This window comes from Leptospira biflexa serovar Patoc strain 'Patoc 1 (Paris)', assembly GCF_000017685.1.
In the GTDB taxonomy this organism is placed as follows: Bacteria; Spirochaetota; Leptospiria; order Leptospirales; family Leptospiraceae; genus Leptospira_A; species Leptospira_A biflexa.
Genome location: NC_010602.1, coordinates 3023014 through 3038128, shown reverse-complemented (window position 1 = coordinate 3038128; position 15115 = coordinate 3023014). Strand labels below are relative to the sequence as shown.

11 protein-coding genes and 1 pseudogene are annotated in these 15115 nt (G+C 38.7%); 9 read left to right on the top strand and 3 right to left on the bottom strand.

The genetic code is table 11. The features are described 5' to 3' along the window. Nucleotide 1 precedes the first annotated feature (1 nt). Nucleotides 2–1060, bottom strand: coding sequence for a nicotinate-nucleotide--dimethylbenzimidazole phosphoribosyltransferase (gene cobT, locus LEPBI_RS14400; protein WP_012476405.1), 1059 nt, complete (start codon nucleotides 1058–1060; stop codon nucleotides 2–4). 163 nt (nucleotides 1061–1223) lie between these two features. Between cobT and dnaE the strand changes: the two genes are divergently transcribed. The 3 genes from dnaE (at nucleotide 1224) to LEPBI_RS14385 (ending at nucleotide 7802) form a co-directional block, all read left to right on the top strand. Next, nucleotides 1224–4721, top strand: coding sequence for a DNA polymerase III subunit alpha (gene dnaE / locus LEPBI_RS14395; protein ID WP_041769897.1), 3498 nt, complete (start codon nucleotides 1224–1226; stop codon nucleotides 4719–4721). A gap of 5 nt (nucleotides 4722–4726) precedes the next feature. Further along, nucleotides 4727–5833 (top strand): AraC family transcriptional regulator, encoded by a 1107-nt coding sequence (locus tag LEPBI_RS14390; protein WP_012389862.1) that lies wholly within the window; start codon nucleotides 4727–4729, stop codon nucleotides 5831–5833. A gap of 79 nt (nucleotides 5834–5912) precedes the next feature. Beyond that, the gene (locus LEPBI_RS14385; RefSeq protein WP_012389861.1) at nucleotides 5913–7802 is read left to right on the top strand and encodes an AMP-dependent synthetase/ligase; all 1890 of its coding nucleotides are present in this window, start codon (nucleotides 5913–5915) and stop codon (nucleotides 7800–7802) included. Between the two features lie 45 nt (nucleotides 7803–7847). Here the strand turns inward: LEPBI_RS14385 and LEPBI_RS14380 are convergent, their stop codons facing one another. Further along, entirely contained in the window at nucleotides 7848–8762 is a 915-nt protein-coding gene (locus tag LEPBI_RS14380; RefSeq protein ID WP_012389860.1) for a M23 family metallopeptidase, read from the bottom strand. Between the two features lie 45 nt (nucleotides 8763–8807). Between LEPBI_RS14380 and LEPBI_RS14375 the strand changes: the two are divergent. The 4 genes and pseudogenes from LEPBI_RS14375 to LEPBI_RS14355 all read left to right on the top strand — a co-directional run bounded on the left by LEPBI_RS14375 (nucleotide 8808) and on the right by LEPBI_RS14355 (nucleotide 13040). Continuing rightward, a pseudogene (locus tag LEPBI_RS14375) lies at nucleotides 8808–9726 on the top strand (sigma-70 family RNA polymerase sigma factor). A gap of 36 nt (nucleotides 9727–9762) precedes the next feature. Continuing rightward, nucleotides 9763–10473 carry a hypothetical protein gene (locus tag LEPBI_RS14365; RefSeq protein ID WP_012389857.1) on the top strand — a complete coding sequence of 237 codons (711 nt, stop codon included), beginning with the start codon at nucleotides 9763–9765 and terminating at the stop codon, nucleotides 10471–10473. Nucleotides 10474–10485: 12 nt separating this feature from the next. Continuing rightward, nucleotides 10486–12303 (top strand): CHAT domain-containing protein, encoded by a 1818-nt coding sequence (locus LEPBI_RS14360; protein WP_012389856.1) that lies wholly within the window; start codon nucleotides 10486–10488, stop codon nucleotides 12301–12303. Beyond that, complete coding sequence (locus LEPBI_RS14355; protein ID WP_012389855.1) at nucleotides 12300–13040, top strand: hypothetical protein; 741 nt, start codon at nucleotides 12300–12302, stop codon at nucleotides 13038–13040. The genes LEPBI_RS14360 and LEPBI_RS14355 overlap by 4 nt, the downstream gene beginning before the upstream one ends. A 6-nt stretch (nucleotides 13041–13046) precedes the next feature. Here LEPBI_RS14355 and LEPBI_RS14350 read toward each other — a convergent pair whose 3' ends face one another. Continuing rightward, nucleotides 13047–13313 (bottom strand): sigma-54 down-regulated protein, encoded by a 267-nt coding sequence (locus LEPBI_RS14350; RefSeq protein ID WP_012476404.1) that lies wholly within the window; start codon nucleotides 13311–13313, stop codon nucleotides 13047–13049. A gap of 122 nt (nucleotides 13314–13435) precedes the next feature. On the opposite strand from LEPBI_RS14350, the gene mtnA reads away from it, so the two are divergent. Further along, nucleotides 13436–14509, top strand: a complete 1074-nt coding sequence (gene mtnA / locus LEPBI_RS14345) for an S-methyl-5-thioribose-1-phosphate isomerase (RefSeq protein ID WP_012389853.1) — start codon at nucleotides 13436–13438, stop codon at nucleotides 14507–14509. Beyond that, the gene (gene msrA / locus LEPBI_RS14340) at nucleotides 14506–15018 is read left to right on the top strand and encodes a peptide-methionine (S)-S-oxide reductase MsrA (RefSeq protein ID WP_012389852.1); all 513 of its coding nucleotides are present in this window, start codon (nucleotides 14506–14508) and stop codon (nucleotides 15016–15018) included. Before mtnA ends, msrA begins: the two co-directional genes overlap by 4 nt. Nucleotides 15019–15115 lie beyond the last annotated feature (97 nt).

The following is a 15115-nucleotide window of genomic DNA, read 5'->3' as shown; positions in this document are numbered from 1 at the left end:
ATTAAGATTTTGTCTCTGAGTCGCTGACACCTGCGTCGGCAAAGGAAGCCATTTCATTCAAAAATTTTACACTGAGTTCGATGAGAGGGTAGGCGGCAAGCGCACCACTTCCTTCTCCTAATCGTAAGTTTAGTTTTAAAAGTGGTCTGATTTGAAAATGATCCAAAACAATGATGTGGCCTTCTTCATCAGAAACATGTGAAAAAATAGCATAATCTTTTACGAGTGGATTCAGATGATAGGCGACAAAAAATGCTGCGGTAGTGATGAATCCATCCACAAGGAAAACTTTTTGATTGGATGCGGCCCCGAGCATCGCTCCAGCCATCATCCCTATTTCAAATCCGCCAAATTCAGAAAGGATTTCTAGAGGATCATTCAGTTTTCCTGTTCTTAGGTAGGCCCTTTCCAATATTTCTAATTTTGTTTCTTTTCCTTTGGGATTTAATCCAGTTCCTTTTCCTACCAATTTAGAGAGTGGAATTCCTGTTAGATGAGATAATACCATGGATGCGGATGAGGTATTGCCAATTCCCATTTCTCCGAATAAAAATACATTGGTGTCTTTGTACCGATCATCCATTATTAAATGGATTCCATTTTGCAGAGAAAGATATGCTTCCTCTTTTGTCATTGCAGGAGTTTTAAGAAAGTTAGATGTACCTTTTCTGATTTTTTTTTGGAGTAGTTGTATTGTGGATTTATCCCAATCATGATCCACACCTGCATCCACTACTTCAACTTCGATTCCACTGTGTTTGGCAAATACATTGGCACAGGCACCACCATGTAAAAAATTAAACACCATCTGCCATGTTACATCTTTTGGGTAAAGAGAGACTGGTTCTTCGGTGATCCCATGGTCTGCGGCAAACAAAATTAGTTTCGGATTCCGTAAAGAAGGCGAAGTTGTATTTTGGATTTCGGCGATTTGTTGTGCTACTGATTCGAGTGCACCAAGGGAACCTAAAGGTTTTGTTTTGGTGTCAATTTTTTCTCGAATTTTGTCTCGCAAAACATGGGTTACGGGGGAAATTTTGGGTAGGGAAAATGGGGACATGGACAAAACCAGTTTGCCTGAGGCTCTCTCTTCATCCATCGTTTTTGGGCTTGGATGGATTTGGCAGGTTTGGGATTTGGCAATTTGGGCCTAAAAAAATCGAAAATCCTTCCCTTGGGGCGCTTTACGTACGAAGGCATTGACTTTACTATGTCACCAAGCCATGGAAGATTTTGCCCACCTGCATCTGCACACTACCTATTCCATGTTGGATGGTGCCATACGAATCAGTGATTTGATGAAACGTGTGAAAGAACTGGGGATGAGTTCCGTCGCCATCACTGATCACGGGAACATGTATGGTGCGATCGAGTTTTACAAAGAAGCAGTCAAACATGAAGTCAAACCCATCATCGGTTGTGAATTTTATGTAACACCTTCGAGAAGTGCAGAAACCGAACTTGATGAAATTGCAGATGGTGGTGCTTACCATATCATCTTATTATGTAAAAACGAAGTTGGATACCAAAATATCATCAAACTGGCAAGTCGTTCCTTTACAGAAGGATTTTATCGAAAGCCACGTATTGATTACGATCTGTTGGAACGCCACAGTGAAGGCCTAGTCTGTTTAACAGCATGCCTTGCTGGAGAAGTGAACAGAAAAATTCTGGAAGGGAAAGAAGACAAAGCGTATGCGTTAGCTGGTCGACTCCATGAAATCTTTCGGAAAGAAGATTTTTATTTGGAAATCCAAGATCATGGAATCCCAGAACAAAAAACAGTGGCGGAAGCAGTCATTGGTTTTTCAAAACGAACTGGTATCCCTTTGGTGCTAACCAACGATTCACACTTCTTAACAAAAGATGATAGAGAAGCGCAAGACATTCTATTGCGAATTGGAATGCGCAAAAACATCGATGATGAAATGCGATTTGGATTTAATCAAAATTTTTATGTTAAATCTCCTGAAGAGATGAAAACTCTTTTTCCCAATCATTTAGATGCTTATTATAATACACTCGCCATTCGCGATAAATGTTCTCTCAATTTCCAATTTGGAAATCCATTACTCCCACCATTTGAAGTACCACCAGGTTTTGACACAGACAGTTATTTAGAAAAATTGGTTTGGGAAGGGATTCAGGAAAAATACAAGGAGATCACGCCCATCGTCAAGGAAAGGACCGAATTCGAAATGCAAACCATTCGGAATATGCATTTTGCCGGATACTTTCTCATAGTTCAAGATTATATCAATTTTGCAAGGCGCACGGGGATTCCAGTGGGACCTGGTCGTGGTTCGGCTGCAGGTTCCATCATTGCCTATGCACTTGGGATCACAAACGTTGATCCAATTCGTTACAATTTACTCTTCGAACGATTTTTGAATCCCGATCGAAAGGATATGCCTGATATTGATACGGATTTTTGTGTGGAACGACGAGAAGAAGTGATCAATTACATCAAACACCGGTATGGTGAAAATCGAGTTGGTCAAATTATCACTTTTGGTTCCTTAGCTGCAAAAGCAGCAATCAAAGACGTTGCCCGTGTCTTCAATGTTCCGTTCTCTGAAGTAAACGAAATGAGTAAGTTGTTCCCAAAAAAATTGGGAATCACCATCCAAGAGGCTGTTGAAACATCAAAAGATTTACGTGATATCGCTGAAAAATCTGAATTAAATAAAAAAGTATTTTCAATTGCACAGAAACTAGAAGGTAACTATCGTCAGGTGGGAAGACATGCGGCAGGTGTGGTGATTGCGCCAACTGCCCTGGAAGAAATTGTCCCACTATCAACCGTTAGTGAACCAGGCCGTGATGGTCGATCCATTGTCACTCAGTACGACAAAAATATGTCGGAACAAGTGGGGCTGATCAAAATGGATATTTTAGGTTTAAAAAACTTAACAACCATCCATCACGCAACAAAACTCATTGAAAAACGGCATGGAATACTAATTGATTTAGACAAAATCCCTTTGGATGATCCGGCCACCTTTAGTTTGTTACGGAAAGCAAATGTTCTGGGTATATTTCAGTTGGATTCTTCTTCAGGAATTCGAGATCTTTTTGCCAAAGCGCAAGTTCAAAAGTTTGAAGAAATTGCCGCCTTACTTGCATTATATCGTCCTGGTCCGATGGGATCTGGGATGTTGGACGATTATTTAGATCGTAAAAACGGAAAGAAAAAAGTAGTATTCCCACATGAAAGTTTAGCTGAGGTTTTGGGTGAAACATATGGTGTAATTGTTTACCAAGAACAGGTAATGGGTATCTCAAGGATTATGGGTGGATTCTCTGTAGGAGACTCGGATGTTCTCCGTAAGGCGATGGCCAAAAAAGATAAATCCAAACTCCCTGCACTAAAAGAAAAATTTGTAAAAGGTGCCATTGAAAAGAAAATCAATGAAAAGTTGGCAACCGAACTCTTTGAACAGTTGGAAAAATTCGGTGAGTATGGATTTAATAAATCCCACTCGGTTGCTTATGCCTTTGTGACATACCAAACTGCCTTCTTAAAAGCAAATTATTCGATCGAATACCTAACTGCATTACTTTCAGGAGATCATTCCAAAATCACGGATGTTGTGAAATACATCAATAATGCAAAAGAGATGGGAATTCGTATTCTTGGGCCTGATGTAAAAGAATCAGGAATTTCTTTTGAAATCACTGACGATACAACTGTACGTTTTGGCCTATCGTCTATCAAAGGTGTTGGAGAACTTGCCGCACAAAATATCATTCATAATCGAAATGAACTTGGTGGTTACAAGCAACTGAGTGATTTTACAAAAAAACTCGATACTCGATTGGCCAATAAAAAGGTATTAGAGTCACTCGCACAAGGTGGTGCGTTTGATTCCTTTGGTTATTCCAGGAAAACCATATCCGAATCCACTGATATCATTCTCAACTATGCAAACAAAAAACAAGCTGAAGAAAAAGAGGGCCAATTTTCTCTGTTTGGTGGTGTAAATGGTGGATCGGAAGAAAACTTAAATTTACCAAAAGATGGAATTGAGTGGAATGATGATGAACTTCTTCGACGAGAGAAAGAAACAACCGGTTTGTATTTATCCGGCCACCCTCTGGATAAATTCACTGAACAACTAAAATCTCTAAATCCAACTTCCATTGAAAACTTAGAAGAAGTCCGCCCTAAATCAAAAGTGGAAATTGCTGGTGTTCTATCCAAAAAGGTTGTCAAACTCACGAAGAAAAAAGAAGAATTTGTAAACTTTATGTTGGAAGACCAAACAGGTGAGATTGAATGCGTCGCGTTTCCGAAAACTTATGCTGAATTCAAACATTTGTTCACGGAAGACAACACTGTTTTTATCAAAGGGATTTTGGAACGAATTGATGCCGACGAATCAGAGTTAAAGGGCCAAATTATCGTAAATAAACTCGAAGAATTAAACTCTGTCACCATTGAAAAGAAAATGGAAAAAACACTCCATTTGACAATCAATATGAAGGAAGAAAAAAACAGAGACGTGATTTTAAAACTCCAGGACATCCTTTCCGTTCATAGGGGTGCCTCATCAGTATTTTTTCACTTAGTGGGTAATGGTGACGAAAAAAAAGTAATCCGTGCTCATGATCATTTTTCCATCGAAATCACAACTGATCTTATGAAAATGTTAACGGATATTTTGGGAAAGGGAGCAGTTCGTTACACAGTAGGGGAAGAAGTGAGAGTATACGGGTAAATTCTGTGGAAACAGAATCGATCACACTTAATGTATTATTAGAGTTTTTGTGGATGGGCTCTGGTGCAATCTTTTGTATCATCTGGTCCTTGTCCAATTTAGTCAACAATCGTAAAAAATCAGATTTTGTTTGGTCATTCATCCTGTTTTCGACAGGCTTATGGCTGTTAACAGGTGCATTTATGTTTACGGGGTTTTATTTGTATTTCCCTTTGATTGTTTTTATCCATATCCCATTTGTATTTTTATCTGCTTCGTTTTTGTATTATTATTTAGAATTTTTATTTTTAGAAAAACAAATCAAGTTCCATTGGATTGGTTTTTTACCCACAGTCATCGCCATCGTTTTATTAATTCCTTATTATTTAGAATCCAATGAAGAAAGGATTCACATTCTTCAGTCATTACAAAGCTCGGAGTATGGATCTGTTTTGAGTGGACTCAATTTTGGAATCAAACTATCAATCCTATTGTCTGTTGGTGTTTTTCTCATCCGAGAATGGATTCCCAATGTGATGTTGTCTGTTTTTTTTACCAAACGTGCCATTTATTCTCTTATTTTTATCCTTTTGGTTTGGTTGGATTTATTGATTGGAAGTATAGGGTTTAGTTTTCAATTACCATTCTTTCGAAAACTGAGCGCATACCTTTTGCCGATCTTGATGTATTTTTATTATTTCACTCGTGAATTATGGGAACCATTTGTATCGGATGTTAGAGACAATATCCAAAAAAACAAATATGAAAAATCTAAATTGGTTTCGGTTCCATTAGAAATAATCGATCAAAAATTATACGAACTTATGCAAGAAAAAGTGTTTTGCGATGAAGACTTAAATCTTTCCAAACTGGCAGAGATGGTAGGTGTAAAGTCAGGTCAATTATCAGAATACTTTCACAAACGATATGGATTCGGTTTTTATCATTATATCAACCAATACAGAATCGAAGAAGCAAAACGTTATTTATTGGAACCAACAGAACGGACGATTCTTTCCATTGCCGACTCGGTTGGCTTTAATTCAAAGTCTACTTTTAACCGAGTTTTTTTAGAAAAGGTAGGTATCACTCCAACCGATTTTCGAAAACAATCCAAACAAACAAAATCATAAACATCCTAAGTCTCAAAGAATTCTAGAGGACGACAAAAGTTTTTCCATCGGTTACTCTTTGTTCAAAAGAGGAATATGAATGCGAACCATGATAGATTTTTATTTGGATCTGCCAAAGCGATTTGGGCATAAAAATGCATTTGCAACAAGAATGGGATCGGGTGTTTACCAATTCAAAACGTATAATGAATTGTTGACTGATGCCAAAAATTTAGCATCAGGACTCACAGAGTTCTTATCAGAAAGAGACAAAGTAGCCATCTTTGCAGACAATTCGTATGAATGGATCCAAACCAGTATCGCTACGACTTTACTTGGTGCCATCGATGTACCACGGGCATCCGATGTCACAGACCAAGATATTTTGTATATTCTCAATCATTCAGAATCGAAAGTATTGTTTGTTGAAAATGATTCTGTTTTTGAAAAGGTCATACGGTTGGAAAAGGACTTAGAATTCCTCAAAGAAATCATACTCTTCTATCCACCCAAAGCAAACAAGGAACTCAAATCTAAAAAAATAAGAATATTTACCTTGCAAGAGTTAGTTGCAAAAGGTTCCGAAAAAAGAAAAGAAGATCCTTCAGATCACTTATTCCAAAACAATACAATCATAGAATCCGATTTATTTACCATGATTTATACTTCTGGGACAACGGGGACTCCCAAAGGTGTGATGCTCACACATGGGAATATATTGTTCCAATTACATAATTTGCCAATCCGTTTGAATAAAGGGGATAAAACCCTTTCGATCTTACCCATTTGGCATATCTTTGAACGGATTTTTGAGATATTTAGTTTGTCTTACGGAGCATGTACATATTATAGCAGTGTGCGGACACTCAAAGAGGACCTAAGGTTTGTTAAACCTAATTTTATGGCCTCAGCTCCCAGGTTATGGGAAAGCATCTACTCAGGAATATTGGGTACCTTAAACAAATCTTCGCGATTAAAACAAAAGATGTTCCAAGTTTCGATGTTTTTTGCAAAAATATTTTTCCATTCCAGGCAAATCATCACAGGGAACGTTTTGGATATCCATCCCATTGTATTTTGGAAATTTTCGATTCGATATGTTTTCCATCTGATTCGTTTTTTTCTCGTATGGATTCCTTATCTTGTTTTTGATTTTTTAGTTTTGTCAAAGATCAGAAAGGCAACTGGTGGGGAATTACGTGGGTCTGTTTCCGGAGGAGGAGCACTTCCTTTTCATGTGGATGAATTTTTTAACATGATTGGGATTCCTGTTTTAGAAGGATACGGGATGACAGAAACGGCACCTGTCCTTGCGATGCGGACATTTGAGGAAATCATTCCAGGATCTGTTGGAAAAATATTCCCTAAAACTCAACTGCGTCTTGTTGATTTACAGACTGGAGAGGTGTTCCTTGATACAGAAATTGGAAAATTTGTGTATGGTAGGAAAGGTGAAATCCATGTAAAAGGTAATCAAGTGATGGCTGGTTATTATAAAAATCCAGATGCAACAAACAAAGTATTGGTGGATGGATGGTTAAACACTGGAGATTTAGGGATATTTACTTCCAATCATCATTTAAGGATCGTTGGCCGTTCCAAAGAAACCATTGTGTTACTTGGTGGTGAAAATGTGGAACCGGTACCAATCGAATCGAAAATTTTGGAATCAGAATGGATTGACCAGTGTATGGTTGTGGGCCAAGACCAAAAGTTTTTGAGTGCCCTTGTGTATCCAAACCTCAATCGTTTTGATACTCCTGTTGGGAAAAATTTTTGGAATGAAAAAGAAGTAATCCAAAAAATGGAATCGGAAATCAAATCCAAAATCAACTCCCAAACTGGGTTCAAATCTTTTGAACGAGTTGTGGGTGTGGTTGTGATTCCGAAAGCATTTGAAGTGGGAGATGAATTGACTGCAAAGTTATCACTCAAACGCCATGTGATCACAGAAAAGTATAAAAAGGAAATCCAATCTTTATACGATTAAAATCAAAACATCATTAGAGAATGTAACTTGGTGTTGGTGGAGGGATTAATTTCCTCCACTGATCCTTGTGATGTTAATGCTAAAATTTCTTTCCGATTCCTTACCTGAAAAATCTTTGGTTTGTACTTTGATCGTATTCTCACCGGCTTTGAGGTTGAGAACTCCAACCAGATATCGGTCTTTGAAAAATAAATCTTCAAAACTATGTCCGTCCTTGGTTTTCCATTTGGATCCATCAAATTGTAAGGATTCAAAATTTGCTTTTTTATAAGCTTCCCCATTAAAAAGGTATTTTACTTCTTTGATTCCTCTGCGTTGGCTATTTTTGATCCCACCATCAATGATACTGACTGTCAATGGAAAGGCTTTTGATACATTGATGTTATCACCATCATTTAAGTTAGTATAATTTTCCCCCACATGGATGAATAAATTCGCTATCTGAGGGGGCATGGTGTCTTCCACGGGAGGTAAATGGGAGAGGGGATCAAGTAGGGTTTTCCCAAAATCTTTTCCAAGAACAAAATGTAGGTGTCCACCCGTCGAGTGACCTGTATTTCCAGAGATCCCAATGGGATCACCTGCTTTGACTGGTTTATGATTTTTAACGAGTTCGTTTCGAGTGCCACCTAAGTGGTAATAACCGCTCACATAACCATTTTTATGTGCAACCCAAACAATATTCCCAGAACCCCTTTCTTCTTCAAAAGGATTGTCTTCCGCATAACGCGAGTATAAAATGAAACCATCTCCCATGGATCGCACTGGTTGTAAAACAGAAGAAATGTCCAAACCATTGTGAAAGTGGTCTTTTCTGGATTCACCAAAAGTACTCGTGATGAGGGAGGAAAGTTCCAAACCTTGGATGGGCCAAACAAATTCCAGTTTCCCTTCGGACTTCTGTCCTTCCGCGAAAATAAAACTTGCCAGAAGAGTCAAAATCACAACAATACGTTTCATGTTATTAGAAGTCTCTTTGTGGGTTCTTTTTTAGGAAAGTAGTTTATGAATCAGACTTCTTATTCAACGGAAGAAATATTAGAACTTGTCAAAGAATGTGGGACAGGCAATGAAAAGGCCTTAGAAAAGTTTTTTGAGCATTATTCCCAAGATATTTATAATTTCCCCATTCGTGTGTTCCATCTAACGGAAGACGATGCCTCTGATTATTATATTTATGCCTTTGAACGTTTAAAATCGGGCAAACGATTCAAAAGTTTTGTAGGGAAATCCAGTTTTAAAACTTGGTTTTTCTCCGTACTACGAAACCTACTCATCGATTGGCAACGTACCAAACGGGAAGTGAAAACCCAAACCATCTCTAAGGTCAACCAAGAAGGGAAAGAATACAGCACGATCGAGGACGAACCAGACACACGCGCCGATGCTTTAGCCCTTGCCCATGACGTCACAGACCAATTCCAATCCGTACTTTCCACAATCAAAATGGAAAACCGGATTGTTTTCAAATTGTCGTTTGTGTATTATTTGCACCTCGATCCGGAAGAATTACAATTCGTGGCGGAAAAAACAAAACGTAGTGAGGAAGAAATTCGCACCGAAATCCTGAATCTCCGAGAGGATTTGTCCCATCGGGAAGAGGATAACCTCAAAATGGAAGATAAGATCACATCTTTGTATTTGAATATTCTCGATTTGAAGGAACAAAAAAAAACAAAAAGCCCAAGGGGACTCAGTAGAAGCACAATATTATAAAGAACGATTGGACCATGCCCTTGCGAAGAAGTACGAACAACGCAAAAAACTCATCGAGAAAAAACAAAAAGGACACTTTCTTGTCCGCACCCCTTACCGGGAAATTGCACGAATCTTAGGGATTTCCGAAAGTGGTGTGAGTGTCACCCTGCTCCGGGTACTCGAAAAAATACAAAAAAAAATGCATTCAATTGCGGTGGAGCCGTAATTTCCTTCGTCATACAATACATCGTGGAGGGGCCACATGGAACATCAGGACTTTAACGCAGAATCATTGGAAATCGCTCGGGATTTATTCCTCAAAGGCGCATTCCCTAGTGAGGCTGAGTTGCAAGATCACCCAGACCTTTGGGAAGCATATTGGTATTGTGAGGAGACCTTCTTTGCCCAATTGCGGGAAGAAACGGCCAAAGACCATCCTTTGGCAGAAGCCTTTGCCCTCCAAAAAGCGGAATCTAATCTCCACAGAGCCCAATTGCCTTTTCCACAGTTCTTACGAGAATACGCAAAGCAAAACCTCTCCACTCCCGAGAAGAAAGACAATCTCATCGTCCGTCTCACGCAATCGGGGATTCGTGTGATTGACAGTCTCATCGAATCACTTCAAATCCGAGAAAGTTTGGAGCTCGCGCCAGCGATGCGATCTGCCTCTGCTGAAGTACGTTCGGATGAGGCAAGTTCTGTCATCTTTGAGGAGACAACAAAGGAAAACCAAAAGTTCTATTATCAAATTGTCAAAGAAAACGAAGGGGAAGTGTATCTTTCTGTCAAAGCAGAAGGTGGGCATGGGTTCCAACAAGTGAACCTCCGCCGGGATGGAAGGTTCATCCTTTCCAACAAAATCAATTTGGATGGCAGTGTTAGTTTTTCGGGGTTAACCCCAGGTAGTTATACCATCGAGTTTGTCGGTCCTAATGTTTCAAAATCGTTTGACTTGTCCATTCTCCTTGGATAGCTTCATGAGAGGATGCTCTCTCTCATCATCGATCGTGTTGGCAATGTAAATATCTTCAATGTTTTGGAAGACAATCTTCCCGTTGAAGAATCTCATATCCAATCTACGTTAGACGATGATCTTATATTAGAATATTTGGGTGAAGTGGAAAGACTTGTCCACGTTTCCCAGTCGGTTTTATCAAAACCAAACCAAATTTTAAATGTCGATATTCTACAAGACCTAAAGGTACTCGGGGAAACTTTTTTCCAGCAGTTTTTTCCAACATCGATCATTGAAAAATTAAAAAACACAAACAAACAAAGTATCCATTTTAATATTGATCCAACTCTGGCTCTTGTCCCTTGGGAACTTTTACACGACGGTAATAGTTTCCTTTCTGATAAATTTCGGATTGGGAAAACCATCCGAGGTGGATTACATAGGTCCACTCACCAAGAAAATAGAAAGATCAAAATGCTCATCATTGCTGATCCCACGGAAGACCTTCCTCATGCCCAAAAGGAAGGCGAAGTTTTGTTTTCTGTTCTCAGCCAAAAAGTACCAAACCATCTATTGGAATTAGAATTCATTGGTGGCAAACAAGTCACCAAACTCAAGTTACTTTCTCTTATCAAAGACAAACACATCATCCATTATTCGGGTCATCTCCATTTTTCAGATGATTCTCTGGAGAATGGTTGGTTGTTATCAGACGGGAAAGTCTTAAAAGCAAGAGAGATCAAATCCACAGGAATTGATACCGATTTAGTTTTCTCTAACTCTTGTATGTCGGCAAAATCGGCAGGTAAAAAACTAAATACAAACATCCTCAATCAATATGCGGGTGCTTTTTTAACAGCTGGGATCAAAACATTTGTTGGAACCAATTGGGAAATTTTGGATAACGAGAGGACTATTGATTTTACGGTTCGATTTTATACCTATTTGTTTTCGGATAAATCGGTGGGTGAGTCCCTTTATCTTTCGAAAGAATTTGCACGTAGGAATTACCATGCCAATGATTTGACTTGGGCCAATTATTCTTTGTACGGGAATCCTGATTTTTCTATGTTTGCAAAAGAGCGAAGGAATTTCCATTCGGCAAAGATCCTGAACCCAACCGCAGTCATAGAGTTTTATCCGACACCAATTGCATCAGCCTATTCCAAATGTACTAATTTGAACAAAACCAAAACGGTAGATAAATCAAACCTCCTTAATTTAATCCGACTCTTTGAAGCAATTAGCCAAGTGGTTGGAATGATCGTTTTTAGTGACCATGCATCACATGCAATGAACAAATCCATACCGAATAATTTGGATGATGCTGTTACACTTCGAAAATGGTGGGAACTTGTTTATAGTTGTGTTTGGGATTTTCAAAAATTAAAAATCACAAGTATCTTTGAGACGGCTCTCCCTGTTTTACATGAACAAAAGGAAACCGTTTTTAAAATTTTAGGTTGGATGGAAGGTTGGGAACAAGGTGATATCAATTCGGAAGAATTAGAATCCTACCAAATCATACTTCAATTTTTTTTGGAAAACATGTTACTCGAATTTGCTGAACTAGAACGAATCAGTATCTTACTTGTTTCGGAAAACAACAATCCACATTTTTATTTCAAAGGAATCAAACCTTCATACCTGTATCCTGCGTCACATGGTTCGCGCGAAAAACTATTAGAACAATTGGCGCATCAAAAGGGAAACTTGGTTTTGGTTCACGAAAGTCGTAAAATGGTGATTCCTTTCCAAACTTATTTCAAAGAAAAAAAAGAAACAGGTGATTTGGAACTTGTATTCAATGGCCTCATTCCATTTGTATTAGGGGCCAAACAGAATTGAGTTTATGCCATCCAGAAAAAGGGAATGTTTCCTGTGGTGCTTGTTGTGGACTCTTCAATTTAAAACTCCAACCAAACGAATATAAAAACCTCCTTTTAGAAAGAACCACTGAATTTAAAACAACAGTGGATTTTTCCATTCGACATAGTTTTCCCATCTATCGCAAAGATAGAGAAACAAAAGAAGCCCATATTCCAAAAAAAGATGAGATGACTTATAATTGTCCCTTTTTGGGATATGTAGATGACACCAAACAAAGGATAGGTTGTATGATTCATCCTATCTTTACAGGTGATCCCAAAAGCCAAAATTTTTCGTTTTATGGAACCTCAATCTGTCAAGCATATGATTGTAAAACAAAAGAAGGTGCGCTGGCTGAGTTGTGGGAAATATTGTTTCTTGAAATCGCAAAAGATTCGATTGAATACTCTTTTTTATCAGCGGATCATATCTTTACCTATGCCGTGGAAAAATTTTTCTCCCACTCTCAAAAGAATACAGAAGATATGTTTGTTAAAGATCGATTGGAGCTTGTAGAATTATTTCGAATGCGACTAGGAAACTCGAGTCGAGAAAATTTAACTTCGTTTGAAATCAATTATGATGCTTTTTTGACATTGGATTCCGTGGAATCTTATCTGCATTTGGCCTTGGGATCGGATTGGGTTATTTGGAAAGGTGAGTGGGAAAAGAAAAACCCGAATAGAGGTGAAGTATCCGGGTCTTTTGATAAGTGATTTGGATTATGCTTTAGATGTAACAGTTGCTACTTTTGCTTTTGCATCAGCTACAACAGTGTTTGCTTTTCCAATGATGGTTTCTACTTGAGAAAGACCTTCTTGAACGTATTTTCTAAGGTTTACAGAAACTTCGCTTTGGTCTTGAGCACCTTTCGCTGCTAAGTTTTGAAATTCTGTATTGATTGTAGAGAATGCTTTTTCCGCTTCTACTTTTGCAGTATTCACTGCGCCTAAGATAAAGTTTAATCCGTCTTTTACTTGTTGTTCCATTTTCATTTCCCCTTTTTTCGGTTGTCAGTTGTGCAATGCACTATTCTTTTTTGTGCGATGCACACGGATCCGTCAACCCGTTTTTTCATTTTTTTTCCACACCTACCAAAAAAAATGGAGAGATGTCCCAACCGGAATTTTTACCCATCCAGTGGAAATCCACTTTTCTCTCCCTTCTTGACCAAAGGGTACTACCCGGGAAAAAGGAATTTTTGCAAATCCAAACAATGGAAGAAACAATTGTGGCTATCCGTGAAATGGCCGTTAGGGGAGCTCCCGCAATTGCCATCACAGGCATCTTTGGTATCACACTGGGTGCCAAAAAAAAATCTGGAAATTCAAATCCAGTGGATGTTGATTCCCTCATCAAACAAGTGTTTGAGTCAAGACCTACTGCAGTGAACTTAAGTTTTGCATTGAAGGAAGCAAAAAAACGAGTAGAAGGGGTCTCCCATTGGGATTCCATCGCTAAGGTTTGGGAATCATATGCCCTAGAGATGATGGTTCAAGACTTAAAGGCAAATCAAACCTTAGGAAAAAACGGTGCCGATCTTTTTCCAAAAAACCAAAATGAGTTTCATATCATCACCCATTGTAATACAGGAGCACTTGCCACAGCTGGGCATGGCACAGCACTCGGTGTGATTCGGAGTTTGCGAGACCAAGGTAAAAAAGTGGTGGTTTATGCTGATGAAACTCGGCCCTTCCTCCAAGGTTCAAGGCTCACTGCCTTTGAGATGATGGAAGAGGGGATTGAATGTTATATCATTACGGATGGAATGTCTGGTTGGCTTATGAACCATCGTAAGATTGATGCCGTGCTTGTGGGTTGTGACCGCGTTGCCACTAATGGAGATACAGCCAATAAAATTGGTACTTACAATCTTGCCATTGTTGCTTATGAACACAAAGTGCCATTTTATGTCTGTGCCACAAAAGACAGTTTTGACTTAAAACTAAAAACGGGAGATGAGATTCCCATTGAAATGCGCAAAGAATCAGAAGTCACCCAATTTGATTTTTTGAAAAACGAAGAAGGAAACTTTTTATTTCCAGAGGGAAAAACCTCTCCAATCGGTGCACGGGCTCTCAATCCATCCTTTGACATCACAAAGGCAAAATTTATCAAAAACTTTATCACAGAATTAGGATGTTTTGTACCTGAGGAGATTTCTTTTCGTCTAAAGAATGTATGACGGAAAAAGCAATTTTAGGTGGAGGGTGTTTTTGGTGTACGGAAGCAGTGTACTTACGTATTCCAGGAGTTTTATCCGTTGTTTCTGGGTATGCTGGAGGATCATCACCAAACCCAAGTTATAAAGAGATTTGTACAGGCACCACAGGGCATGCGGAAGTGATCCAAATTGAATACAATCCTGAAATCATTTCGTATGCAAAAATCCTTGAGATCTTTTGGGTTTCCCATGATCCAACGACTCTCAACAAACAAGGAAATGATGTGGGAACACAATACCGTTCTGTGATTTTTTATTTGAACGAAAAGCAAAAAGAATTAGCAGTTGAATCCAAACGTAAACACGCGTTTCTGTTTCCAGATCCTATTGTCACAGAAATTTCTCCTGCTCCCACCTTTTACCCTGCAGAAGACTACCACCAAAATTATTTTACCTTAAACCCACAAAATCCGTACTGCCATTATGTGATCTTTCCCAAACTGAAAAAACTGGGATTGAAGTTGAATTAGATCGAACCAATCAGTTGAGACAAAATTAGTATCGACTTGAATTAGGCTAAATTAGATTAGATTGTACCAGACTAGACTAGAAAATTCCCAATAGCAG